The following is a 24476-nucleotide window of genomic DNA, read 5'->3' on the forward strand; positions in this document are numbered from 1 at the left end:
GGAGCCCTCGCATGTCCGCACAGACAGACATCCTCCCGCCGGCCAGTCCGGCCCCATCGCTCAAGGACGACGACGCCGCCGGCCGGCTGCGCATCGTCCCGGCCCGCCGGACCGGCCAGTGGACCGCCGCCGTCGCCGTACTCGTCCTGCTGGCCCTCGCGCTGAACTCGGTCATCCGCAACGACGCCTTCCAGTGGGACGTCGTCGGCGACTACTTCCTGACCACCGCCGTGCTGCGCGGTCTCTGGCTCACCCTCTGGCTCACCGCGCTCGTCATGGTGCTCGGCTTCGCGCTCGGCACCCTGCTCGCCGTTCTGAGGCTCTCCGCCAACCGTGTTCTCCAGGCCGTCGGCTGGGGATACGTCTGGCTCTTCAGGTCCACCCCGATCCTGGTCCAGCTGCTGTTCTGGTTCAACATCGGCGCCCTCTACCCGGAGATACTCGGCGTCCGCACGGTGAACCTCCTCGGCCCCGTCACCGTCGCCGTCATCGGACTGACGCTCCACGAGGCGGCCTACGCCGCGGAGGTCGTACGCGGCGGCATCCTCTCGGTGGAACGCGGACAGCTGGAAGCCGCCCAGTCGCTGGGCCTCGGTCCGTGGCGGCGGCTGCGCCGGATCGTGCTGCCGCAGGCGATGCGCTCCATCGTGCCGCCCGCCGGGAACATGCTGATCGGCACCCTCAAGGGCACCTCGATCGTCAGCATCATCGCCGTACAGGACCTGCTGTACTCCGTCCAGCTCGTCTACCACCGCACCTACCAGGTCATCCCGCTGCTGCTGGTCGCCACCCTCTGGTACGTCGTGGTGACCTCGGTGCTCAGCATCGGCCAGCACTACGTCGAACGGCACTACGCCCGGGGCTCGGCGGACCCCCGGTGAACGGCCGCCCCTCGCTGGTCGTCATAGGCGCCGGACCGCGCGGCACCGGCCTGATCGAGCGCATCGCCGCCAACGCCCCCGAGCTGTACGGACACCGGCCGCTGGACCTGCACCTCGTCGACCCGTACCCGCCGGGCGCCGGGCGGATCTGGCGCCACGACCAGTCGCCGCTGCTGTGGATGAACTCCATGGCGGAGGACGTCACCATGTTCACCGACGACACCGTCCGCCAGGACGGGCCCATAAGACCGGGGCCCGCGCTGGACGCCTGGGCGGCGGACGTGCGCGAGGGCCGGATCCAGCCACCCGACGAAGCGGCCGAGCCCGGACTCCGCGCCGAGATCGAGGCGCTGCGGGGGCAGGACTTCCCCAGCCGGCGGCTCCAGGGCGCCTATCTGCGCTGGGTGTACGAGCAGTCCGTGGCGGCCCTCCCGCCCTCGGTCACCGTCCATGAACACCGGGGCCGGGCGCTGGACGTCACCGGCCCGCCCGACGGACCCCAGCGCGTCCGGCTGGAGGGCCGCGCCGAACCACTGCTCGCGGACCTGGTGGTCCTCACCATCGGCCACCTGGATGCCGAACCGGACGACGGACAGCGGGCCCTCTCCGCCTTCGCCGGCCGGCACGGTCTCGTCCATCTGCCGCCCGACTTCACCGCCGACAGCGACCTCACCGCCCTGCGCGCCGGCGAACCCGTCATCGTCCGGGGCTTCGGGCTCGCCTTCATCGACCTGATGGTGCTGCTCACCGAGGGCCGCGGCGGACGGTACGAGAACGGCGCCTACCTGCCCTCGGGCCGGGAGCCCGTCCTGTACGTCGGATCGCGGCGCGGCGTCCCGTACCGCTCCAAGATCGGTTACGGCTGGCAGGGCGAACGCCCACCGCTGCCCCGGTTTCTCGGGCCCGAGCGCACCGAGGAACTGCTCGGCCGGACCGAACCGCCCGACTTCCGCCGCGACATCTGGCCACATGTCGACAAAGAGCTCGGGTACGCCCACTACCATCGGCTCTTCACCGCCCACCCCGAGCGGACCGCCGCGGACCGGACCGCCTTCGAGGAGAAGTACGCGGCGGCGGAGCCGGGCAGCGACGAACTGCGGGCGCTGATCGACGCCGCCGTCCCCGACCCGGCCGACCGGCTCGACATCCGGGCACTGGACCGCCCGCTGGACGGCGTACGGCACTCCTCGTACGACGCCCTCCAGGAGGCGACCCGCGACCACATCGCCGCCGACCTCGACCGGCGGCACGACCCCGGGCACAGCGAGGACCTCGCCGTCTTCCTCGGACTGCTCTCCGCCTACGGCCAGCTGATCCGGTTCGGTGACATCGGGGAGTGGTGGCACGGCTTCTTCAGCTACCTCGCCTCCGGCCCGCCCGGCCCCCGGCTGCGGCAGCTGCTGGCGCTCTCCCGGGCCGGCGTCGTCCGCTTCCTCGGCGCAGGGATGACCGTCGAGACCGACGAACGGCACGGCGTCTTCCGGGCCGGCAGCGCCACCGTGCCCGGCGAACGGATCGAGGCCCGCGCACTCGTCGAGGCCCGGCTGCCCGACCCCTCGCCGGAACGCACCCGCTCCACCCTGCTGCGGACCCTGCACCGGGACGGGGCCGCCGCCACCGCCACCGGACTGCTCGCCGTCGACCCCGACGACGGCCGGATCCTGGACCGTGCGGGCCGCCCGCACCCGCGCCGTTTCGCGCTCGGCCCGCACACCGCCGCCCGCAGCAGCGGCGCGTTCACCCGGCCGCGCACCGGCGGCCCGGCCTTCCGGCAGAACGACGCCACCGCGCGTACCGCCCTCACCCTCCTGCGCGGACTCACCGGCGGCAACGGTCCGAACCGATGACCGACCGGCCCGCGCACCTCCGCCACGAACCGCCAGAGGAACCCATGACGACGACCAGCCGCCCGCCGAAGACCGAACCGGCCGCCGACCACACCAGGGGCCCCGCCGAGGCCATGGTGGAGATCCGGGGCGTGCACAAGAACTTCGGCCCCCTGCACGTGCTGCGCGGGATCGATCTGTCGGTGCGCCCCGGCGAGGTGACCGTGATCCTCGGCCCCTCCGGCTCCGGGAAGTCCACCCTGCTGCGCACCGTCAACCACCTGGAGAAGGCGGACCGCGGCTCGATCACCGTGGACGGCGACTACGTCGGCTACCGCCGCAAGGGCGACAAGCTGTACGAACTCCCCGAGCGCGAGGTGCTGCGCCGCCGCACCCGGATCGGCTTCGTCTTCCAGAACTTCCACCTCTTCCCGCACCTCACCGTCCTGGAGAACATCACGGAGGCCCCGGTCGCCGCGCTCGGCCGCCCCAAGGAGCGGGCCGCCGCCACCGCGCACGAACTCCTGGACCGGGTCGGCCTCGCCGACAAGGCGCACACCTACCCCCGGCAGCTCTCCGGCGGCCAGCAGCAGCGCGTCGCCATCGCCCGCGCGCTCGCCCTGGAACCGAAGCTGCTGCTCTTCGACGAACCCACCTCCGCGCTCGACCCCGAACTGGTCGGTGAGGTCCTCGACGTCATCAAGGACCTGGCGGACCGGGGCACCACGATGATCGTCGTCACCCACGAGATCGGGTTCGCGCGCGAGGCCGCGGACACCGTGGTCTTCATGGACGAGGGACGCGTCGTCGAACAGGGCCCGCCCGCCGAGGTGCTCGACCGCCCCCGCCACGAGCGCACCCGCGCCTTCCTCTCCAAGGTCCTGTGACCCGGGACCGGTGACCCTCGAACCGTGCCGAAAGGGCCCGTACATGCCTCCCATCCGCCCCCTCCACCTCGCCGCCGAAATCGGCGGCCCGCCGCGTTACGAGCCGGAGCACTACACCGCCCTGGCCCGGCTCGCGGAGCAGGGCGCCCTCGACTTCGTCACCCTCGGCGACTCGTTCGCCCGGCCAGGCCCCGACGCTCTCGCCGTGCTGTCCCGGGTGGCGCCGGCCACCCGCCGGATCGGGCTCGTGCCGACGGTCACCACCACCCACACCGAGCCGTTCCACGTGTCGTCCGCCGTGGCCACCCTGGACTGGGTGAGCCGGGGCCGGGCGGGCTGGCAGGCCGACGTGTCGACGACCGGCGCGGAGGCCCGGCTGTTCGGCCGCCGCCGGGCCGCGCCCGCCGCCGAACTCTGGCGCGAGGCCGGCGAGGTGGCGGACGTGAGCGCGCGGCTCTGGGACAGCTGGGAGGACGACGCCGAGATCAGGGACACCGCCACCGGGCGGTTCATCGACCGGGACAAGCTGCACCACGTCGACTTCGAGGGCGCCACGTTCGGCGTCCGCGGACCGGCCATCGTGCCCCGGCCGCCGCAGGGCCACCCGGTCGTCGTCATCGACGGCACGGCGGAACCGGCCAGGGAGGCCGCGGCGCGCCACGCCGATGTCGTCCTCGTCCGGGCCACCACGCCCGAGCGGACCGCCGGAATCCGCGACGACGTGCGCCGCCGCGCCGGGGCCCACGGCCGCGACCCCGACACCCTCCGGGTGCTCGCCGCGCTCACCGTGGACCTCGGGGACGCCGAATCCGCCCCGGAACCCGGACTGGCGAGCGGTCCGCCGCTCGCCGCGCACGGCACGTACTACCGGGGCGGCCCGGTGGACCTCGCCGATCTGATCGGCCGGTGGCACCGGGCCGGGGCGGTGGACGGCTTCCACCTCACCCCGATCACGCCGGGCCGCGATCTCGAACGGATCGTCAACGGCACGGTGGCCCTGCTCCAGCACCGCAGCCTCTTCCGCACCTTCCACCCCGGCGGAACCCTCCGTGAGCACCTGGGCCTGGCCCGCCCGGCCAACCGGTACGCGAGGGACCGCGTCCTCCGAGGAGAACGGGCATGACGACCGCACCGAAACAGCTGCACCTCGCCGCACACTTCCCCGGGGTGAACAACACCACCGTCTGGGCGGACCCCCGCTCCGGCAGCCAGATCGACTTCTCCTCCTTCGAACATCTGGCGCGCACGGCGGAACGCGGACTGTTCGACTTCTTCTTCCTCGCCGAGGGGCTGCGGCCGCGCGAGCACAACGGGCTGATCCACGACCTGGACGTGGTCGGCCGCCCCGAGTCCCTCACCATGCTGAACGCGCTGGCCGCCGTCACGGAGCGGCTCGGCCTCGCCGCCACCGTCAACACCACCTTCAACGAGCCCTTCGAGCTGGCCCGCAGGCTCGCCACCCTCGACCACCTCAGCGAAGGCCGGGCCGGGTGGAACGTCGTCACCTCGTCGGACGCCTTCACCGGGGAGAACTTCCGCCGCGGCGGCTACCTGGACCGGGCCCATCGGTACACCCGCGCCGCCGAGTTCGTCGCCACCGCCCGCGAGCTGTGGGACTCCTGGACCCCGGACGGGGCCCCGCGCCCCTTCGCCCACCACGGCGAGCACTTCTCCGTCGAGGGCGAATTCACCCTCCCGCGCTCCCCGCAGGGCCATCCCGTGGTCATCCAGGCCGGGGATTCCCCCGAGGGCCGTGAGTTCGCCGCCTCCGCCGCCGATGTCGTCTTCACCCGGCACGGCACCCTGGAGGCGGGCCGCACCTTCTACGCGGACGTCAAGGGACGGCTGGCGAAGTACGGCCGGGAGCCCGGCGAGCTGAAGATCATGCCCGGCGTCGGCTTCGTGCTCGGGGACACCGACGCCGAAGCGCGGGAGAGGGCCGCCCGGATCCGGCTCCAGCAGGTCTCCCCGCAGAACGCGCTGGTCGCCCTGGAACAGGTCTGGGGCCGGGACCTCTCCTCCTACGACCCGGACGGGCCGCTCCCCGAGATCGATCCGGTCCCCGATTCGGAGCTGGTCCAGGGGCGGGTGCGGCACGGTGACCCGCTCGCCGTCGCGGCCCGCTGGCGCGCCCTGTCCTGGCAGCGGGGGCTCTCCATCCGGCAGACGGTCATCGAGGCGACCACCCGGCAGTCGTTCGTCGGGAGCCCCGGGACCGTCGCGGCGGAGCTGGCCGAATTCGTCGCCGCCGGAGCGGCCGACGGCTTCATCCTCGTACCGCATCTCACCCCGGCCGGACTCGACGACTTCGTCGACCGGGTCGTTCCGCTCCTCCAGGAACGCGGGGTCTTCCGCACGGCGTACACCGGTTCCACACTCCGGTCGCACCTCGGGCTCGCGGAGCCCGTATGGAAAGGTTGAGCCCATGAGCACGGACGCACAACAGCAGGCAGCGCAGGACTGGGACCGCTGGCACGAGGAGCGCACCTCCACGGTCTCGGCCCCGTACGGACCGCTCTCCCTCACCGGCACGCACTGGCTCTCCGACTACCCGGAAGGCCGAATTCCGGCCATTCCCGGGCAGTGGCGGGAGGACGGTGACGAGCTGGTGCTCACCGCCGGGCCCGAGGACAGTCTGACCGTCGACGGCGAGCCGTTCACCGGACAGGTCGGGCTGGGCGCCGACCGGGGCCCGATCGACGGGTCACGGGTCGCGCACGGGGAGCGGCGGCTGTTCGTGCTGAGCCGCGAAGGACTCTGGGCCGTACGGGACTTCGACCCGGACTCGGCGGCGCGGCGGGCCTTCCGCGCGATCGAGGCCACGCCGTACGACCCGCGCTGGTCGCTGCCCGGCACCTTCCGCCCGTACGACACCTCCCGCACCGTCCGGGTCGAGAACGCCGACGGGGTCGAGCGCGGGCTCGGCCTCGGCGGGGAGATCGCCTTCGAGCTGGACGGTGCCGAGCACACGCTCCAGGTCGCCGTGGAGCCGGACGGCTCGCTCTGGGCGGTCTTCGCCGACGCCACCAGCGGGCACAGCAGCTACCGCTTCCGGTTCCTGCGGCCCGCCGCGCCGGCCGCCGACGGCAGCGTGACGGTCGACCTGAACCGCGCGCTGCTGCCGCCCTGCGCCTTCGCGGACCACTTCATCTGCCCCTTCCCGCCGCCCGGCAACACCCTCCCGTTCGCCGTCGAGGCGGGGGAGCGCAACCGGACCGACGGCTGAACCACCCTCGGCGTCCGGCCCCGGCATTCGTCATCCGCCGGGGCCGGACGCAGAGGTGCGACGGGTGGCCGGGCGCGAAGCTCAGGCCAAGAGGCCCTCTTGCGCCGGAAGTTGACGCCTTGAATACTCCCGAGCAGCGCTTGTCAGGAGCACGGCAGGTTCGGAATGCGGACACCCCTGCCGTGCGGCTGACTGCGCCTCACGGGTCCGACCACCCCACGGGCGGACCCTCAACCCCCCTCGGGAGGAATGACACGTGAGGATCAAGCGCACCACCCCCCTCAGCGGTACCGCGAGACGCGGCAGGGCAGTCGCCATCGCCGCAGGACTCGTAGCGGTCGCCGCGCTCACCGTCCCCAGCGCACAGGCCAGCTCCACCGGAACGTACAGCGCGAACCAGCTCTCCGCCGCGAGCGACGCCGTCCTCGGCGCCGACGTGGCCGGCACCGCCTGGACCGTCGACCCCGCGACCAAGAAGGTCGTGGTCACGGCGGACAGTACGGTCTCCGCCGCGGAGATCCAGCAGATCAAGGACTCCGCCGGCGTCAACGCGGGCGCCCTCAAGATCGAACGCACCTCCGGACAGATCCGCAAGCTGATGTCCGGTGGTGACGCCGTCTACGGGCCCGGCTTCCGCTGCTCCCTGGGCTTCAACGTCCGTAGCGGCAGCACGTACTACTTCCTGACGGCAGGCCACTGCACCGAAGGCAGCCCGCCGTTCTACAGCAACTCGTCGAACTCGACGAGCATCGGACCCACGGTCGGAACCAGCTTCCCGACCAACGACTACGGCCTGGTGCGCTACGACAACGCCTCGATCTCCCACGAGGGAACCGTCGGCAGCGTCGACATCACCGGTGCGGCCAATGCCACGGTCGGCATGTCCGTCACCCGCCGGGGCTCCACCACCGGCATCCACAGCGGCACCGTCTCCGCGCTCAACGCCACGGTCAACTACGGCAACGGCGACGTCGTGTACGGCATGATCCAGACCAATGTGTGCGCGGAGCCCGGCGACTCGGGCGGCCCGCTCTACTCCGGCTCCAAGGCGATCGGCCTCACCTCCGGCGGCAGTGGCAACTGCTCCTCGGGCGGCACGACGTTCTTCCAGCCGGTCACCGAAGCGCTCAGCGCGTACGGCGTCAGCATCTACTGACGGCCGGGCGGCCGGTTCCGTACGCCGGTACCGGCCGCCGCCTCGAAAGACGCACTCGAACACGCCCTGCCCCCGCCCGAATTCTGGGCGGGGGCTCCCGTTTACCCCGCGGCTTTTGAGAGGATGTGGCACAGGACGGTCGCGCAGGAACAACGGGGGCGGACGCTGTGCCTCCCGGAGGGACGCCCTCCGGGAACCCCCGGCTCAGACCTCAGGGGGATCCAGGTCCGTGAATCGCATCGGAGTGACCGGCCACCGCAGCATTCCGCAGGAGGTGCACGCCCATGTGCTGGCCGCGATGGGCGCGGCGCTCAGCGCGTTCGACGGCTCGGTGGAGGCGTTGTCCAGCCTGGCCGTGGGGGCGGACCAGCTCTTCGCGGACCTCGCGCTCGCCCATGGCGCGGAACTCACCGCGGTCATCCCCAGCGGCGACTACGAGGCCTGCTTCGCGGACGGCGCCGAACTGGCCCGCTACCGGCAGCTCAAGGCCCGTGCCGTGCGGGAGGTCCGGCTGGACTACCCGCACTCCACCGACGAGGCCTACTACGCGGCCGGCGCCTACATCGCGGACCACTGCGACCGGCTGCTCGCCGTCTGGGACGGGCTGCCCGCCCGAGGGCTCGGCGGCACGGGCGACATCGTCACCTACGCCCGCCGGCTCGGCCGCCCGGTCACGGTGATCTGGCGCGACGGGGTCGTACGCGCCTGATCACCGTGACCGCGCGGCCGTCCGGGCCGTTCCGGCCGTTCGGGCTGTCACATCTGGTGCCGGGCCAGCCAGTCGGTGTGCTGCGGGGAGACGATGCGTTCGGTCTCGAACACCGCCCTCGGCCACTGCCGCTCGTTCAGCGTGGTCTCCATCGCTATCTGCATCGACTCAAGGTCCTTCTCCACCAGGGAGTGGGCCGAGATGAGCGGGTGGTGGCGGCGCATCTCGGCCCAGGCCAGACAGGCCGCCGCGGCGGCGGACAGCACCCCGGTCAGTGCGAAGGACTGGCCCACGGAGAACGCCCTGAACAGGGCCAGGGTCAGGGCGAACGCCGTCAGCGCGGCGATGGTGGTCGACCAGATCACGGTGGCCCGGCGCGACACCTCCTGACGCCTGCGGTACCAGTTCCGCTGTTCGATCAGCCGGTCCCGTACATATGTTTCCTTGCGCACGGTGAATGCCTTGTCCCGTAACGCGTGCATGGAATCGGTGATGAGTCCGCCGGAATCGGCGGTCCGGTCGCGGGGGTCCGGCCAGCCGACCTTGCGGAGCTCCTGCAACCCCTCTTCGAGGCGATTGGCGAACACCGCCTCCGGGTGCTGGGTACCAGTGTCGAAAGGTGAGCCGTGCACGGAGTAACGCCAGCACATCGATTTGATGAACTCTGCCGCGGAGCGATTGAGTTGCCAATGCGACTTTGCTTTCCGCCGGGAGGTGAGGTACGTCGCGATCAGGACGCCCAGGTACGCCAACGCCGCCGCGCAGTCCGAGAGTTGGAGCCTGCCGGCGACCTCCGCATGCCAGGGCAGTGCGGCCGGTACAGTGCCCCCCACCAGCAGTATCAGCTGCCACCTGGTGGTATTCACGGCCTCCCGCTGGCGCGCGACCGCGATGGCGTCCGTGTGGTGAAAGAGTTCGGGCAGATCAGCGTTCCTGAAGACCATGCTCTGCAGTGGTCCGGGAATCGCCGTCATGTTCACTCCCGTCTGCGGTTATGTTGTCACCCTGATGGCGGAATCTGTGGTTCCGCTCGAACGGGGCAGGTCCCGTGCGACCCACTGCCGCCAAGTAGCCTGCCTCGGTTGCCAACCGAGGCCATGAGAGTAAAGTCGTGCCGCCGGACACTGCAATGGTGCAGGTACCAACGCTGGTTTCCTGTCCGGAACCATTCCATTGGAACGAATCCCCTCAAGGACGGCCGTGAAGACCTCTGAATCCTCCCTCTCCTTCGCCGTCGCGAAGAAGAGCCGTGTGCCGCTCACCGCGATCGACGCGCGTGGTGGCGAAGCTGCCAGGAAGCTCGGCCGGGTGCAGGTCGCGACCGCCGCCCGTACCGTCCAGGCAGCCACCTTCAACTCCTCCCTCTGAAATCCCTCCGACGCGCCGACTCCGACGCACCGACACGGAACACTCCACGGGCCCGGCCGGACTTCCGGATCACCCTTCCGGGCTGGCTAGACTGGTGGAATGACAGGACCCCTGGTCCCTTTCCGCGAAGTAGTCCTCAAGGTTCACAGCAGGTGCGATCTCGCCTGTGACCATTGCTATGTCTACGAACATGCCGATCAGAGCTGGCGAACCCGTCCGAAGACAATCTCTGATGAAGTCATTTTCCGGACTGCTCAGCGCCTGGCTGAGCATGCCAAGACACACGCACTGCCCTCCGTGTCAGTAATCCTGCACGGAGGGGAGCCTCTGCTCGCCGGCCCCGCACGGCTGCGCCGCATCTGCGAAGAGCTGACGTCCGCCTTCGACGGCATCGCCGCGCTCGATCTCCGGATCCACACCAACGGCCTCCAGCTCAGCCCGCGCTATCTCGACCTCTTCAGCGAGTACGGCGTCAAGGTCGGCATCTCCCTCGACGGTGACCGCGCGGCCAACGACCGGCACCGCCGCTTCGCCGACGGACGCAGCAGCCACCCCCTGGTGCTCAAGGCCGTCGAGCTGCTCCGCGAGGAGCGCTACCGCCATCTCAACCTCGGTCTCCTGTGCACCGTCGACATCGAGAACGACCCGCGCGCGGTCCTCGACGCCCTTACCGAGCTGGAGCCGCCGCACATCGACTTCCTGCTTCCCCACGCCACCTGGGACGATCCGCCGCCGCGTCCGGACGGATCGCCCACCGCCTACGCCGACTGGCTCCTCGCGGTCTTCGACCGCTGGCAGGAGCTCGGGCGGCCGGTGCCGGTGCGGATCTTCTCCTCCGTCCTGTCCACGCTGAACGGCGGGCCGAGCCTCACCGAGTCGCTGGGGCTGGCCCCCACGGATCTCGTCGTCGTCGAGACCGACGGAAGCCTGGAGCAGGTCGACTCGCTCAAGAGCGCCTACGAAGGCGCGGCGGCCACCGGGTTCGACGTCTTCACGCACGCCTTCGACGAGGTCGCGGTGCATCCCGGGGTGCGGGCCAGGCAGCTGGGCCTGGAGGGCGTCAGCGAGACGTGCCGTCGTTGCCCCGTCGTACGTTCGTGCGGTGGCGGCCTGTACACCCACCGCTACAGCTCCGCCGGGCCTGAGGCGGGGGCGCCGGGCGGCGGGGTGCTCGTGGAGGGGTTCGACAACCCGTCCGTGTACTGCCGGGATCTCGCCGCCCTGGTGCGCGGCATCGAGGCCCGTACGCCGGCGGACTCGGCGGCGCCCGCGGTGGCCGACCCCGTCGAACTGCTCGCGGCCCAGGAGGACCTGACCCGCACCCTGCTCGCCCGCCTCCACGGGGACCTGGACGGCCGGGGCGGCGAGCGGTGGGCCGCGGCCTGGGAGCTGGCGGCCGCGCTGGACGGCTCCGAGCGGGGCGCGGGCGGCCTGGACCACGTGCTCGCCCACCCGTACACCCGCACCTGGCTGCTCGACGCGCTGGACGCGCTGCACGAGGAGCGGCCGGGAGCGGTCCGGGACGCGGCGGACGGTCTGCCGGCCCGCCTCGCGGCCGCCGTCGTGCGCGCGGGGCTCGACACCTGGGTGCCGGTGCCCTTCCGGGACGGCGGGCTTGTCCTGCCCACCCTGGGCCGGCTGGCCCTCGGCGGCGCGGGGGAGCACGGCACGGTCCGGGTGCGCGCCGTCGAGGACGGCTTCCTGGTGGCCCGTGACGACGGGGCGGGGGAGCGGCGGATCGGCTGGCCCGCACCGGCGGTCCCCGGCTGGGTTCCGGTGCGCGGGTACACCCTGCCCGGAGGCGGGCCCGCCTTCCTGATCGACGACCTCGACCCGTACCGCGACTGCTTCGACGCGCCCGCCGCGGCCACGCTCGACGGCCCCGCGGCGGACCGGCTGGCCGCCGCGCTCACCGCGGCCTGGGCGCTGATCGAGGAGCGGGCTCCCGGGTACGGGGCGCGGTCCGCCGCCGCCGTGCTGACGCTCACCCCGCTGACCGGTTCGGCGCCGGGCGAGCCGTCCGTCGGGCGGCACGGGTACGGCGCGCTGGGCATCGGGGCGGACGACGGGGTGGAGACGCTCGCGCTCGCGCTGGTGCGCGGAGTACGACGGGCCGGATTCCGCGCACTTGTCGACGTCACGGATCTTTACGCGGCGGACGGCTCCTGGGAACATCGAATGCCCTGGCGGGAAGAATTGGTTCCGTTTTCCCGGCTGCTGGCCGGTACGTATGAACGGCTGGCGCTCGCGGCATTCGACCCCAGGTACCGGGACGGCGTAGCGCGGGCACTCGACACGCTGGAGGGAGCGGCCGAACTCACCATCGGCGGGAAACGACTGCTCGCTCTGATGCGAAAAGAATTCTGAATCTCGGATTCCGGTTCGAGAGTGGGGCATACATGACTGAAAAGTGGCGTTGAATGACCGAACGCCATGGGGGTGGAGCAAGGTCCGCTCCGGAATGATGAATTCGCTCGCATTCTCTTCACTCATCGGGTGCGGGTGCTCACACAGGACGGGGGTCGTGTGCACGCGACGACGCAGCAGCGAGCGGCGGACCATCGGCCGTACTTCTTCTTGAGCTACGCCCACACACCGGGGTACGGCGGTGGAACGGACCCCGATATGTGGGTCGAACGGCTTTTCCAGGATCTCTGCGGCCATGTGATGGCCATGACCGATCTGCCGGCCGGCGCACCGGCCGGATTCATCGACCGTGAGATACGTTCCGGCGAGGGCTGGTCGGAACGGCTCGGTGACGTGCTGGCCAGCTGCCGGGTGTTCGTCCCGCTGTTCTCCCCGCGCTACTTCGCCAGCGAGATGTGCGGCAAGGAGTGGTACGCCTTCGCCCAGCGCGCCATCCACCACCGGGCCCGCTCCAACCAGCCGGCCGAAGCGATCGTCCCGGCGCTCTGGGTCCCGGTACCGCCCAGCCAGCTTCCCGGACCGGCCGAGCGATTACAGTTCAACCACCGTGATTTCGGGGACCGTTACGTCAGTGACGGGCTCTATGGGCTGATCAAGCTCAGGCTCTTCGCCGAGGAGTACGAGCGCGCGGTGTACGAGCTCGCCAAACGCATCGTCAGCGTCGCCGACACGGTACGGATCGGCACCGGCCGGCCCGTCGACTACCGGCTGGCCCCCAGCGCCTTCGGCGCGCCGGGCGGCGGAACCGGCGGCCCCCGCCCGATGCGGGTCACCATCGCCGCCGCCACCCGCCACGACCTGCCCGAGGGGCGCGACGCCGACTACTACGGCGACAACCCGCAGGACTGGAACCCCTACCACCCGGACGCCGCCCGCCCGCTGGCCTATGTGGCGGAGGACCTGGTGCGCTCCCTCAACTACCAGGCCACCGTCACCTCCTTCGACGAGGAACCCAGCCACCCCGGCGGCAAACAGCCCCCCACCACACCCGAGATCCTGCTCGTCGACCGCTGGGCGCTCCAGGACGAGGACCGCTGCCGCAGGCTCGCCGCCTTCGACGCGGAGAACCGCCCCTGGGTGACGATGGTCGTCCCGTGGAACCGCGACGACCACCAGAGCAGGGCCGCGGAGGCCGAACTGACCGCGAAGCTGGAGCGGACCATGCCGACCAAGATGCGCCAGGGCCGGGCCTACTGCCGCGCCGCGGCCAAGGGCGTACCGAGCATGGAGGCCTTCGGCCAGGTCCTGCCGCAGGTGGTCGAGGTGGCCGCCCAGCAGTACCTGAGACACGCGGCCGTCTACCTGCCCGCCGCCGGCGGCGGAGGGCACAGCGAACGGACCCGGCTGATGGGACCCATGGCGCAGACCCAGTACATCCCCGAGACACATGACGCTGCGACGGATGCGGAGGACACGGATGACGGCCAGTCGTGACGGGCGCATCGTCACCTTCTACTCGTACAAGGGCGGCACCGGGCGCACCATGGCCCTGGCCAACACCGCCTGGATTCTCGCCGCCAACGGCAAACGGGTACTGGCTGTCGACTGGGACCTGGAGGCACCTGGCCTCCACCGGTTCTTCCACCCGTTCCTGGACCCCTCGACCCTCGGCGCCACCACCGGCGTCATCGATCTGATCACCGAGTACGCCTGGGCCGCCACCAGCCCGGTGCCGCGCGCCGACGACTGGCACCGGGACTACGCCCGGATCCAGCCGCACGCGGTCTCGCTCACTCCGGAGGCGCTCGGCTGGGAGTTCCCGCAGGGCGGAACGCTCGACTTCGTCTCCGCCGGACGCCAGAACCGCGAGTACTCCGCGACCGTCTCCACCTTCGACTGGGACAACTTCTACGACCGCCTCGGCGGCGGGCACTTCTTCGACGCCCTGCGCGACGACATGAAGGCCAACTACGACTACGTCCTCATCGACAGCCGCACCGGGCTCAGCGACATCGCGGACATCTGCACCGTCCACCTGCCCGACGCGCTCGTCGACTGCTTCACCCTCAGCGACCAGTCCATCGACGGCGCGGCCTCGGTCGCCCGGCAGATCTCCGAGCGGTACACCGGCCGCCCCATCTCCATCTTCCCCGTCCCGATGCGCATCGACGAGGGCGAGAAGGAGAAGGCGGACGCCGGACGGGCCCTGGCCCGGCTGAAGTTCGACCGGCTGCCGCGTGATCTGTCCGGCGACGAACTCACCGCCTACTGGGGCGCGGTGGAGATTCCGTACCGCCCCTACTACGCGTACGAGGAGACCCTGGCGACCTTCGGGGACGAGGCGGGGCTCAGCAACTCCCTGCTCTCCGCCTTCGAACGGCTCACCTCGGTCATCACGGACCAGCAGGTCACCGCGATGCCCCCGGTCGGCGAGGAGGTACGGCTGCGCATCCGCGACGCGTTCACCCGGCGCCGCCCCGCCCTGCCCGCCGACCTCTTCCTCTGCTATGTGGCGGAGAACCGGATGTGGGCCGACTGGATCGAGTCCGCGCTCACCCGGGCCGGCTTCCGGGTCGTGCCGCGCGACGTGTCCGCGGAGCGGGGACCGGAGGAACAGGCGGCCGTCACCGCTGAGAACGCCGCCCGCACCGTGGTGCTGCTCTCCAGCGCCTACCTGAAGTCGAGCCGTGCGGTGGCCATCTGGGACCGGGCCGTCGCCGAGGACCCGGGCGGCGGGCGGCGCCATCTGCTGCCGCTCAGGGTCGGTGACGTACGGCTGTCCGCGCCCTACATCGACCGCAACCCCGTCGACCTCTTCCGGCTCGACGAGGTGCACGCCACCGCGGCCCTGTTACGGGCCCTGGACCGGCCCGTGCAGATCACCGACGGGGTCTCTCCCGGACCGCGCTTCCCCGGCACCGTCCCCCGGATCTGGAACGCGCCGCCGCGCAACCCCGGCTTCACCGGCCGCTCGATGGTCCTGGAGCGGATGCGCGACCAGCTCGGCGGCGGGATGGCCGTCGTGCTGCCGCAGCCGCAGACCCTGTACGGCCTCGGCGGCGTCGGCAAGACCCAGGTCGCCCTGGAGTACGTCCACCGGTTCATGGCCGACTACGACCTGGTCTGGTGGATATCGTCGGAGCAGACCGACGACGTGGTCGCCGGTCTGGCCGAACTCGCCGTCCGGCTCGGTGCCCAGGGCGGCGACGACATGGCGGCCGCCTCCCAGGAAGCGGTCGACCTGCTGCGGCGCGGGGTGCCCTCCGACCGCTGGCTGCTGGTCTTCGACAACGCCGACGACCCCGAGCGGCTGCGGCGCTACTTCCCGCAGGGCGGCTCCGGGCACATCCTGGTGACCTCCCGCAACCAGGCCTGGTCCCAGCACGGTGACGCACTGCCCGTCGATGTCTTCCTCCGCGAGGAGTCCATCGAACACCTCCAGCGCCGGGCGCCGGGGCTGAGCGCCGAGGACGCCGCCCAGGTGGCCACCGCCGTGGGCGATCTGCCGCTGGCCGTCGAACAGGCCGCGGCGTGGATCGCGGAGACCGCCACCCCGATCGACACCTATCTGGAACAGCTCGCCCAGCAGGCCCCGGAGGTCCTGGCACTGAACCAGCCGGCCGGCTACCCCGAGCCGGTCGCCGCGACCTGGAACATCTCCATCCAGCGGCTCAAGGAGCGCTCACCCGCCGCGGTGCGGCTGCTCCAGCTCTGCGCCTTCTTCGCCCCGGAGCCGATCTCGGGGAACCTGCTGTACAGCAAGGAGATGATCGAGGCGCTGAAGCCGTACGACGCCTCGCTCCAGGAGAAGCTGGTGCTGGGCCGGGTGATCCGGGAGATCGGCCGGTTCGCCCTCGCCAAGGTCGACCAGGTCTCCAACTCCATCCAGGTGCACCGGCTCGTCCAGGCCGTCATCCGGGCGCAGCTCACGGAGGAGGAGCAGCGCGACGCCCGGCACGCCGTCCACCGCATCCTGGCGGGCGCCCGCCCCGATGACGACGAGCCGATCGACAACCCGGCCAACTGGCCGCAGTTCTCGACCATATGGCCGCACCTCGGCCCGTCCGACGCGCGCAACTGCCAGGAGCCGGAAGCCCGCAGGCTGCTGATCGACCGGGTCCGCTACCTCTGGAAGCGCGGTGACTTCAGGACGGCCACCACGCTCTGCGAGGAGCTGCGCGACATCTGGCGCGAGACGCTGGGGGAGCGGGACATCCAGTACCTGTACCTCTGCTTCCACCTGTCCAACATCTACCGCTCGCGCGGCCGCTACGTGGAGGCCAGGGAGCTCGACGAGATCACCCTGGCGACCCAGCGGGAGGTGCTGGGTCCGGAGCATCCGCACACCTACATGAGCACCAGCAGCCTGGCGACCGACCTCGGGACGCTCGGGGAGTACACCCGGGCGATCGAGCTGGCGACGGAGGCGACCGAGGGGTTCAACCAGATCTTCCACGACTCCCACCCCAGGGCCCTGGCCGCGGCGAACAACCTGGCGTTCACTCTGCGGTCCATCGGCCAGTACGCCAAGGCCCGCGAGATCGACCAGGACGTCTTCGACCGGCGCCGCGAGGTGCTCGGCGAGGAGCACCCGTACAGCCTCTCCTCCGCCATGAGTCTGGCCCGCGACCTGCGTGACGTCGGCCGGTACGAGGACTCGGTGGGCCTGCTGAGCCGTACGTACGACAGCTACAAGGCCACGCTCGGCCGGTCCTTCCCCGGCACCCTCAGCGCGGCGAAGGCGCTGGCCGTGTCGTTGCGGCGGGCCGGGCGGCTGGACGACGCCCGCCGGCTCACGGTGGCGACCAGGGCCCGGTACCGGGCCAAGTACACCTCCGCCAACCCGGAGTGGCTGGCCTGCGACCTCAACATGGCGGCCGACCTGTACGCGGCCGGGGAGGCTGAGGAGGCCAGGACCACCGCCCGGGAGGTCGTCGACCAGTACATGAAGGTGCCGGGCGAGAAGCATCCCTACACCCTGGCGGCCCTGAACAACCTGGGCGTCTACCTGCTGGGGTCCGGCGCCGCGGAGGAGTCGGAGCAGGTGCTGACCCGGGTGGTCGCCTCGATGCGCGAGGTGTACGGGCCAGAGCACCCCAACACGCTGTTCAGCGTGATGAACCTGGCCAACACCACCGCGGAACGGGGCGATCTCGACCTGGTGCTGACGACCGAGCGGCGGCTGACCGGTCAGTTCCGGATGGCTCTGGGGGCGCATCACCCGGAGACGCTGGGCATGAAGTCGAACATGGCGGTGACGCTGGACGCCATGGGACGCCACGAGGAGGCGCTCCAGGTCAGGGCGGAGACGGTCGAGGAGCTGTCCCGGCAGCTCGGCGACGAGCATCCGCTCACCCGGATCGCCCGGGACGAGCGCAGGTTCCAGCGCGAACTGGAACCGCTCGCGGTATGACGGAGCGGGAGCGTCCGGCCGTCGCCGGACGCTCCCGCCCCGCCGCTCGGCTCACCTCTCGGCCGTGTCCAGCAGCCAGGTGAGGATCCGGGGAAGCGCGTGCAGCGCGTCGAAGTGCGCGGCCGCGGGTTCCACCACGACGGTGGCGCCCGGGATCCGGCTCGCCAGCCAGCGGGTGTGCCCGACCGGTGAGAAGACGTCCTTCTCGCCGTGCCACAGCAGGACCGGACCGGTGATGGCGGCCGGGTCGAACCCCCAGGGACGGCTGAACGCGAGCGCGTCGTCGATCCATCCGTACGCCGAAGTGCGCAGCCCCTCACGGTAGTTGCGCAGCAGCATGGTGCGGACACCGACGTCGTTGACCACCATCCGGTCGGAGTCGGTCAGCTCCCGGCGCAGATCGTCGATGAGCCGGACCGGATCGCGTCTGATCACCGCGGACCGTGAGATGAAGGACTCCGCGAGACTGTCCGGATCGTCGGCCGCCGTGGTGTACGCCGCCACGTTGGAGGCGGCCATCCCCTCGAACCAGTCGAGGCCTGCGGCGTCCCAGGGGGCCAGGCCCACCAGGGCCGCGGTGCGCGTGACCCGCTCCGGCATCAGCGCGGCGCAGGCCAGGGCGTGCGAGGCCCCGCCGGACCGGCCGACGACGGCGAACCGGTCGAGCCCGATGTGGTCCGCGATGGCCCGGACGTCCTCCACCGCGTCGGCGACGCAGCGGCCCGGCTGCCGGTCGGAGTCGCCGTATCCCGGCCGGTCGTAGGTGATCAGCTGGGTCTTGCGCTGGTACAGCACCATGCCGCGCGGAGCCGGACCGAGCCTGCTGCCGGGCATCCCGTGCAGCAGGAAGACCGGTCTGCCGCGGGGATCCCCCAGACGCTCCACCACCAGTTGCCGTCCGTCGGTTGCGCGCACGCGACTGCGCACTCCGCGCCTCCTTGTGTCCGTGCGGGCACGACGTGCCCGACTGCCCCGCTTTGATTCGATGATGGACCATCAAGGCACTTATGGGGACTGCGCGTTGAGCGATTACGGGGCGCGTGGAGGGGGCGCGCGGGCCGGGGGAGCGCCGGACACGTCGAGAACCGGACGCGCGAGGGTGAGTACCGGACAGTAGGGGGGTGACCGCCGGTACGTGAACACGGTGAGACCGAAGGGGTGTTGTCGTGTGTGCGTCCTGAGGTCGGCCTTGTGTGCTATCCGCTCCGTCGGAATAGTGGGCGCCTCATCCTCCGCGTACGGGTGACCCCACATCACCCGTACGCGGCCCCCACAGGAGGTCGAAGTTGAAGCATCGACGCATATCCAGGAAGCGGGCAGTACTGGCGGGTTCGGCGGTGGTCGCCCTGGTCGCGGCGGGAGCGACGTTCCAGAGCGCGAACGCCAGTGAAGGGACATCGGAGGTCACCGCGCGGACGCTGACGGCCGACGCGGCAGCCAAGCTGGCGACCGGCCTGGGCAAGGATCTGGGCGGCGACGCGGCCGGTTCGTACTACGACGCCAAGTCCAGGAACCTCGTGATGAACGTGGTCGACCGGGCGGCCGCGGACCAGGTCGAGCAGGCGGGCGGTCGGGCCAGAGTCGTACCGAACTCGCTCGCGGAGCTGAAGTCGGCCCGGCAGACCCTGGCCGGCAAGGCGGCGATCCCCGGCACCTCGTGGGCCGTGGACCCGGTCAGCAACAAGGTGGTCGTCACGGCCGACCGTACGGTCAAGGGCGCGGCCATGGAGAAGCTCAACTCGGTGGTCGAGTCGCTGGGCGGCAAGGCCCGGCTCAAGAAGTCCGCCGGGGAGTTCAAGCCCCTCATCGCGGGCGGCGACGCGATCTGGGGCGACGGCGGGCGCTGCTCGCTCGGGTTCAACGTGGTCAAGGACGGCGAACCGTACTTCCTGACCGCCGGGCACTGCACGGAGGCGATCTCCAGCTGGTCGGACTCGCAGGGCGGCGGGGAGATCGGCACCAACGCGGGCTCGGAGTTCCCGGACAACGACTTCGGGCTGGTGAAGTACACCTCGGACACCGCGCACCCGAGCGAGGTGGACCTCTACGACGGCTCCACCCAGCCGATCACCAAGGCGGGCGAGGCGACCGTCGGGATGACGGTGTCGCGCAGCGGTTCCACCACCCAGGTGCACGACGGCCAGGTGACGGGGCTGGACGCCACGGTCAACTACGGCAACGGTGACATCGTCAACGGGCTGATCCAGACGACGGTCTGCGCCGAGCCCGGTGACAGCGGCGGCTCGCTCTTCGCCGGTGACACGGCGATCGGGCTGACCTCGGGCGGCAGCGGCGACTGCTCCTCGGGCGGCGAGACGTTCTTCCAGCCGGTGCCGGAGGCGCTGGCGGCCTTCGGGGCGGAGATCGGCTGACCCGTCGCGGACGTCTCCGCACGGTGACGAACGGCCCCCGGCGCGCTTTCGCGCCGGGGGCCGTTCGGGGCCGGTCAGGCGGCCCGGGACAGGCTGCCGGCGGCGGCCTTCGCCGGTGCGACGCCGAAGATGTCCACCGCGTGGTAGTACGTCCAGGCCGTGGAGTTGCACGCGGTCAGCTTCGCGCCGGTGTAGGCGGTGCATACGCGCTTCAGGTCCTCGTAGAGGGCGGAGTCGATGCGGGCCTTGTTGGCGGAGAACGTGCCGGCGGCCTTGTAGTTGCGGTAGCCGAAGTCGTGGCGGGCGCAGGCCGTCTGGAAGGGGAAGCCGAACGGGTTGTCGGGCGAGGAGCTGCAGTAGTCCGTCGACCAGTCGAAGCCGTAGGCGGCCCATGCGCCCTGGTTGTTGCGGGCGGCGTTCCAGGAGTTGTAGCTGGAGGCGCTCGTCTGGGTCCAGGAGCTGAGGACCTGGGGCTTGTCCGAAGGGGCGGCCGAGGCGGATGCGGCGGGCAGCAGGGCGAGGGGGAGCGACAGGGCGGCCGTGGCGAGAACTGTGGCGGCGAAGCGACGACGCATGAGTAACCTCTGTGTTTTTTGGGGGAGTTGTCGCGGTCGTGTGTCTCGTGGGTCTCACGGGATCGCCCCAGGATGCCGTCGTGCCCTGACGGGCGGCTGACGGAGATCCTGCTCGGTGGCGACGGCGGAGGCGGACAGGAGCGTCGCGGTGGCGAGGCTGCCCCAGAGGGCCGCAGAGCCGTGGGAGGCGAGAGCGGTGATGGCCGCCGGGGAGACGGCGAGGCCGAAGCCCGTGGAGAGCTGGAAGCGGGCGAGCGAGCGTCCCAGGACATGGGCCGGGGCGAGGGCGGTGACGAGCGCGATGGCACTGCCCGCGTAGATGATCTCGCCGATGGTGCAGACCACGGACACCGCGGCGACGGCCGGGGCGACCCAGCCGTGCCCCAGCGCGGTGGCCGCGAGGAAGCCGAGATAGGACGCGGCGAGCACCACGCCGGAAAGAGCCAGCACGGTCCGCCGGGAGAAGCGGGACATCAGGACGGTGACCGGAACCTGCAAAGTCACCACCAGTACCGTGTTCGCCACGAAGATGGCCCCCGACCACATCGGGGAAGCGTGCGTCTGCGTCAACAGGACGAGAGGCAGCGCGATTTCGGGGACGTTGAGGCAGAAGACGTAGACCACGTTGGCGGCCAGCAGCACGCGCATCCGAGGCGCGGGCCCGTCGGCCCGGTCCATGACCGGCGCAGCGGCCGGCCGGGCGCGCAGCTGAACCGACCAGGCCAAGGCCGCCGCGACGAGGTAGGCGAGCCCGGTGACGGCGGCCAGCGCCTGCAACGCGGTGGCGCCGCCCGCCAGGCACGCGGTGGCGAGGAGAGCGCCCGCGCCCAGGCCGGCGTTGCGCAGGGCGCGGCCTCCCGCGAGGGCGGCGTCGCGTTCGCGGCCGTGGGCGACGGTGGCCACGAGAGCGGCATGGGCGGCCGGCCACGCCTGGTTGCCGATGCCGAGGAAGAGCGCCGCCGTCGCGAACAGCCGGACGTGCCCCGCCGGGGCGGCCAGCAGCAGCGCCACGCCCACCACCCGCACCAGCATCGACGCCGCCACGACCGTGCTGCGTGCGCCCCGGTCCAGCCATCGGCCCACCGCGGGCACGCACACCAGCCCCACGACGACCCCGGCCGTCATGGCGATGCCGGTGGCCGCCGCGGACAGCCTCAGCACCGTCACCCCGTAGAGCAGCAGGAAGGGCCGCAGCAGGCCGGTGCCGAGCGCGTCCACGACCAGGGCGACGGCATAGCGGGGGCCGCCGGAGGCCCGGACGAGGGCGCGCGGCCGGAGTTTGCCGGTAGTTGCCATGGCGTCAACGGTGCGGTCGGCCGCCGGGCCGGCCGCGTCGGTTGACGGAGACCGTCAATCGACATGGCCGCCGGCTGTCCGACCGGCGAGGATGAGGAGATGACGTTGAGGATCGACATCGGCGGCCCGCCGTCCGGACGGCTCCGGTTCGCCGCCTCTCCACTGGCCGAGCTGACCGCGATGCTGCACGTGCTGGCCGAACCCGCGCATCACCCGCGGCTCGCGGGCTGGGCCGCTGATGTCTGGTCAGGGCTGCGGCCGGAACTGGCCGAGCGGCTCAGGGAGGCGGAGTTCCTCTGGAGGTCCTCACGAGCCGACTTCCTGGTTCCCGCCCGTCCCCGGCCGACCCTCGCCGAGGAACTGGACGATGTGGACCGGATCGACGACGAAAGCTATGTGACCGCCGCGCTCATCACCACGTGCGGCAGCAACCGGGTCCACTTCGCCGCGCCGTCACCGCTCGCCGACGCGACGGCGCGCGAACGGGCCCTGGACCTGGCCCAGGCCCGCGGCGCGCTCCAGGAGGCCTTCGCGGAACGGCTGCTGACGGATCCGGCGGCCGTGCGGGCGCGGGTGCGCGCCACCCTCGAACAGTGCGCGGAGGCCTTCTTCGACGCCGCCTGGTCAGGTGTCGCCGTGCGGCTCGCCACCGACCTGCGCCTGAAGAACGACCTGCTGAAGCGTCAGGGAGTCGGGGCGGCGCTCGCGTCGGTCTCCGGTGCCGTCACTCTGGCGCCGGACGGCAACCGCATCATCGTCGACAAGTTGCAGGACAGTGCGACCGCCGCCCACGGCGCCGGCGTCACCTTCCTCCCCAGCGTCTTCGGCCGCCCGCACCTGGTGGCCGTCCACGCGCCCGGATGGCAGCCGGTGGTGCAGTACCCCGTCGCGGAGCCGGGTCCACCGGAGCCGGTATCGCTGGAGACGGTCACGCTTCGGCTGGAGGCACTCGCGCATCCGGTACGGCTGCGGTTGCTGCGCACCCTGGCCCGCGGACCGCACACCACCGGTGAGCTGGCCCACGCCTGGTCGCTCTCGGCCCCGGAGGTCTCCCGCCACCTCGCTGTCCTGCGCCGCGCGGGCCTGCTCTCGGCCCGACGACAGGGCCGCTACGTCCGGTACACCGTCAATCTGCCCGATCTGACGGCACTGGGGGCCGACCTGCTGGCGGCCGTACTGCGCTGAGCGGTTCCGGTCCGCCGGAACGCGGCGGAGCGCTGCCTTCACGGCAGTGCGCGACCGTCCGGGGCGCATGGTTTCGCGGGAACGATTCGCCCGCCATGGGCACCGCAGGGCTCGGGTACAGGGCAGCGTGTCGGAAAGAAAAGAGTCGGTAAAGCCCGGTACATCTATGCGGGTACGCGCAAAGGCGATCGACCACGGTCGGGAACGTCCTGTGTGTGCATGCCGCCGCCGTGCGCCGCTCCTGTCGGCCGAGTGCGAGGCCTTACGGATCCCCGTCACCGGCCGGTTCACGGCCGCACGCAAGGAGAGAGACATGCGCTACGGAAGCGCGCTGCGCCAGCAGATCCACACGCCCGGAACCACTCCGCTCGTCGGCATCTACGACATGTACTCGGCATCGGTGGCCGCCCGCCACTACGACGGATTCTTCGTGTCCGGGTTCGGCTTCGCCGCCTCCTACTACGGGCTGCCGGACATCGGCTTCATCGCGTGGCCGGACATGGTCGCGTTCGTCGAACGGCTCCGGCACGCCTTCCCGTCGCACCACCTGCTGGTCGACATCGACGACGGGTACGTGGACCCGGAAGTGGCGTGCCATGTGGTGCGGCAACTGGAGCGGAGCGGGGCGTCCGGAGTGATTCTGGAGGACCAGAAGCGCCCGCGCCGGTGCGGCCACGCGGACGGCAAGACGGTGCTGCCCCTGGAGGAGTACCTGGAGAAACTGAACCTCGTCCTGGAGAACCGGGGCGACCTCGTGGTCGTGGCCCGTACGGACGCCACGGAGGAGGAGGACATCCTGCGCCGGGCCCAGGCGCTCGCGGAGACCGACGCCGATGTGGTGCTGGTCGACGGGGTGCGGGACGTCGAGTGGATCCGCCGGATCCGGAAGGTCATCAACGACAAGCCGCTGCTCTTCAACCAGATCGCGGGCGGCAAGTCGCCGAGGCTCTCGCTCTCCGAACTCACCGACCTGGAATGCCAGGTGGCGATCTACAGCACGCCGTGTCTGTTCGCGGCGCACACCGCCATCGACACCGCGCTCAGCGAGTTGAGGGAGGCCGACGGGCGGCTCCCGGAGTTCTCGCCCGGCTCATCCGTGGGTGTGCGGGCCTCCACCGAACTGCTGGAGAAGAACATCAGCCGGCACCACCCGGCCGGCCGGTGAGAGCGGACCGGCCGGCCCGTGTGGCAGGCGTCCAGTACATCCAGCACATC

19 protein-coding genes are annotated in these 24476 nt (G+C 71.4%); 15 read left to right on the forward strand and 4 right to left on the reverse strand.

The annotated features are described in order from the left end of the window. Positions 1-11 precede the first annotated feature (11 nt). The 8 genes from ACFVQ0_RS31745 to ACFVQ0_RS31780 all read left to right on the forward strand — a co-directional run bounded on the left by ACFVQ0_RS31745 (position 12) and on the right by ACFVQ0_RS31780 (position 8685). A complete protein-coding gene (locus ACFVQ0_RS31745; protein WP_390092648.1) occupies positions 12-881 on the forward strand; it encodes an amino acid ABC transporter permease in 870 nt (289 codons plus the stop codon). Beyond that, entirely contained in the window at positions 878-2728 is a 1851-nt protein-coding gene (locus tag ACFVQ0_RS31750; protein ID WP_390092649.1) for an FAD/NAD(P)-binding protein, read from the forward strand. The genes ACFVQ0_RS31745 and ACFVQ0_RS31750 overlap by 4 nt, the downstream gene beginning before the upstream one ends. Positions 2729-2841: 113 nt before the next feature. Further along, on the forward strand, positions 2842-3594 hold the full coding sequence (locus ACFVQ0_RS31755; protein ID WP_390092755.1) for an amino acid ABC transporter ATP-binding protein: 753 nt from the start codon (positions 2842-2844) through the stop codon (positions 3592-3594). A 43-nt stretch (positions 3595-3637) separates the two neighbouring features. Beyond that, positions 3638-4717, forward strand: a complete 1080-nt coding sequence (locus ACFVQ0_RS31760) for an LLM class flavin-dependent oxidoreductase (protein WP_390092650.1) — start codon at positions 3638-3640, stop codon at positions 4715-4717. Next, positions 4714-6015 (forward strand): NtaA/DmoA family FMN-dependent monooxygenase, encoded by a 1302-nt coding sequence (locus ACFVQ0_RS31765; RefSeq protein WP_390092651.1) that lies wholly within the window; start codon positions 4714-4716, stop codon positions 6013-6015. The genes ACFVQ0_RS31760 and ACFVQ0_RS31765 overlap by 4 nt, the downstream gene beginning before the upstream one ends. A gap of 4 nt (positions 6016-6019) precedes the next feature. Continuing rightward, the gene (locus tag ACFVQ0_RS31770; protein WP_390092652.1) at positions 6020-6820 is read left to right on the forward strand and encodes a DUF1684 domain-containing protein; all 801 of its coding nucleotides are present in this window, start codon (positions 6020-6022) and stop codon (positions 6818-6820) included. A gap of 256 nt (positions 6821-7076) precedes the next feature. Further along, the gene (locus ACFVQ0_RS31775; protein ID WP_390092653.1) at positions 7077-7976 is read left to right on the forward strand and encodes a S1 family peptidase; all 900 of its coding nucleotides are present in this window, start codon (positions 7077-7079) and stop codon (positions 7974-7976) included. Between the two features lie 229 nt (positions 7977-8205). Continuing rightward, positions 8206-8685 carry a hypothetical protein gene (locus ACFVQ0_RS31780; protein WP_390092654.1) on the forward strand — a complete coding sequence of 160 codons (480 nt, stop codon included), beginning with the start codon at positions 8206-8208 and terminating at the stop codon, positions 8683-8685. Between the two features lie 47 nt (positions 8686-8732). On the opposite strand, the gene ACFVQ0_RS31785 is transcribed toward ACFVQ0_RS31780, so the two are convergent. Further along, complete coding sequence (locus tag ACFVQ0_RS31785; protein WP_390092756.1) at positions 8733-9629, reverse strand: DUF4231 domain-containing protein; 897 nt, start codon at positions 9627-9629, stop codon at positions 8733-8735. A 256-nt stretch (positions 9630-9885) separates the two neighbouring features. Between ACFVQ0_RS31785 and fxsA the strand changes: the two genes are divergently transcribed. The 4 genes from fxsA (at position 9886) to fxsT (ending at position 17833) form a co-directional block, all read left to right on the forward strand. Further along, a complete protein-coding gene (fxsA, locus tag ACFVQ0_RS31790) occupies positions 9886-10053 on the forward strand; it encodes an FxSxx-COOH cyclophane-containing RiPP peptide (protein ID WP_390092655.1) in 168 nt (55 codons plus the stop codon). Positions 10054-10152: 99 nt separating this feature from the next. Next, positions 10153-12420 (forward strand): radical SAM/SPASM protein FxsBH, inactivated beta-hydroxylase extension form, encoded by a 2268-nt coding sequence (gene fxsBH, locus ACFVQ0_RS31795; protein ID WP_390092656.1) that lies wholly within the window; start codon positions 10153-10155, stop codon positions 12418-12420. Positions 12421-12555: 135 nt separating this feature from the next. Further along, a complete protein-coding gene (gene fsxC / locus ACFVQ0_RS31800; RefSeq protein WP_390092757.1) occupies positions 12556-13914 on the forward strand; it encodes an FxsC protein in 1359 nt (452 codons plus the stop codon). After that, positions 13898-17833: an FxSxx-COOH system tetratricopeptide repeat protein gene (gene fxsT / locus ACFVQ0_RS31805; RefSeq protein ID WP_390092657.1), complete on the forward strand. Its 3936-nt coding sequence runs from the start codon at positions 13898-13900 to the stop codon at positions 17831-17833. Before fsxC ends, fxsT begins: the two co-directional genes overlap by 17 nt. 51 nt (positions 17834-17884) lie before the next feature. Here the strand turns inward: fxsT and ACFVQ0_RS31810 are convergent, their stop codons facing one another. Then, entirely contained in the window at positions 17885-18760 is an 876-nt protein-coding gene (locus ACFVQ0_RS31810) for an alpha/beta fold hydrolase (protein WP_390092658.1), read from the reverse strand. A gap of 359 nt (positions 18761-19119) precedes the next feature. Between ACFVQ0_RS31810 and ACFVQ0_RS31815 the strand changes: the two genes are divergently transcribed. Continuing rightward, the gene (locus ACFVQ0_RS31815) at positions 19120-20205 is read left to right on the forward strand and encodes a S1 family peptidase (RefSeq protein WP_390092659.1); all 1086 of its coding nucleotides are present in this window, start codon (positions 19120-19122) and stop codon (positions 20203-20205) included. Between the two features lie 74 nt (positions 20206-20279). Here the strand turns inward: ACFVQ0_RS31815 and ACFVQ0_RS31820 are convergent, their stop codons facing one another. Next, on the reverse strand, positions 20280-20780 hold the full coding sequence (locus ACFVQ0_RS31820; RefSeq protein WP_390092660.1) for a phospholipase: 501 nt from the start codon (positions 20778-20780) through the stop codon (positions 20280-20282). A 54-nt stretch (positions 20781-20834) separates the two neighbouring features. Further along, positions 20835-22076, reverse strand: a complete 1242-nt coding sequence (locus ACFVQ0_RS31825) for an MFS transporter (protein WP_390092661.1) — start codon at positions 22074-22076, stop codon at positions 20835-20837. 99 nt (positions 22077-22175) lie between these two features. On the opposite strand from ACFVQ0_RS31825, the gene ACFVQ0_RS31830 reads away from it, so the two are divergent. Together ACFVQ0_RS31830 and ACFVQ0_RS31835 are read left to right on the forward strand one after the other, a co-directional pair. Continuing rightward, a complete protein-coding gene (locus ACFVQ0_RS31830) occupies positions 22176-23261 on the forward strand; it encodes a DUF5937 family protein (RefSeq protein ID WP_390092662.1) in 1086 nt (361 codons plus the stop codon). Positions 23262-23574: 313 nt separating this feature from the next. Continuing rightward, the gene (locus ACFVQ0_RS31835) at positions 23575-24426 is read left to right on the forward strand and encodes an oxaloacetate decarboxylase (protein WP_390092663.1); all 852 of its coding nucleotides are present in this window, start codon (positions 23575-23577) and stop codon (positions 24424-24426) included. Positions 24427-24476 lie beyond the last annotated feature (50 nt).

It is taken from the genome of Streptomyces sp. NPDC057900 (genome assembly GCF_042887885.1).
Lineage (GTDB): Bacteria > Actinomycetota > Actinomycetes > Streptomycetales > Streptomycetaceae > Streptomyces.

Coding starts and splice junctions, on each gene's coding strand:
- ACFVQ0_RS31745 (WP_390092648.1), top strand. CDS start 12: ATGTCCGCACAGACAGACATCCTCCCGCCGGCCAGTCCGGCCCCATCG.
- ACFVQ0_RS31755 (WP_390092755.1), top strand. CDS start 2,842: ATGGTGGAGATCCGGGGCGTGCACAAGAACTTCGGCCCCCTGCACGTG.
- ACFVQ0_RS31760 (WP_390092650.1), top strand. CDS start 3,638: ATGCCTCCCATCCGCCCCCTCCACCTCGCCGCCGAAATCGGCGGCCCG.
- ACFVQ0_RS31765 (WP_390092651.1), top strand. CDS start 4,714: ATGACGACCGCACCGAAACAGCTGCACCTCGCCGCACACTTCCCCGGG.
- ACFVQ0_RS31770 (WP_390092652.1), top strand. CDS start 6,020: ATGAGCACGGACGCACAACAGCAGGCAGCGCAGGACTGGGACCGCTGG.
- ACFVQ0_RS31785 (WP_390092756.1), bottom strand. CDS start 9,629: ATGGTCTTCAGGAACGCTGATCTGCCCGAACTCTTTCACCACACGGAC.
- fxsBH (WP_390092656.1), top strand. CDS start 10,153: ATGACAGGACCCCTGGTCCCTTTCCGCGAAGTAGTCCTCAAGGTTCAC.
- fxsT (WP_390092657.1), top strand. CDS start 13,898: ATGACGGCCAGTCGTGACGGGCGCATCGTCACCTTCTACTCGTACAAG.
- ACFVQ0_RS31820 (WP_390092660.1), bottom strand. CDS start 20,780: ATGCGTCGTCGCTTCGCCGCCACAGTTCTCGCCACGGCCGCCCTGTCG.
- ACFVQ0_RS31825 (WP_390092661.1), bottom strand. CDS start 22,076: ATGGCAACTACCGGCAAACTCCGGCCGCGCGCCCTCGTCCGGGCCTCC.
- ACFVQ0_RS31830 (WP_390092662.1), top strand. CDS start 22,176: ATGACGTTGAGGATCGACATCGGCGGCCCGCCGTCCGGACGGCTCCGG.
- ACFVQ0_RS31835 (WP_390092663.1), top strand. CDS start 23,575: ATGCGCTACGGAAGCGCGCTGCGCCAGCAGATCCACACGCCCGGAACC.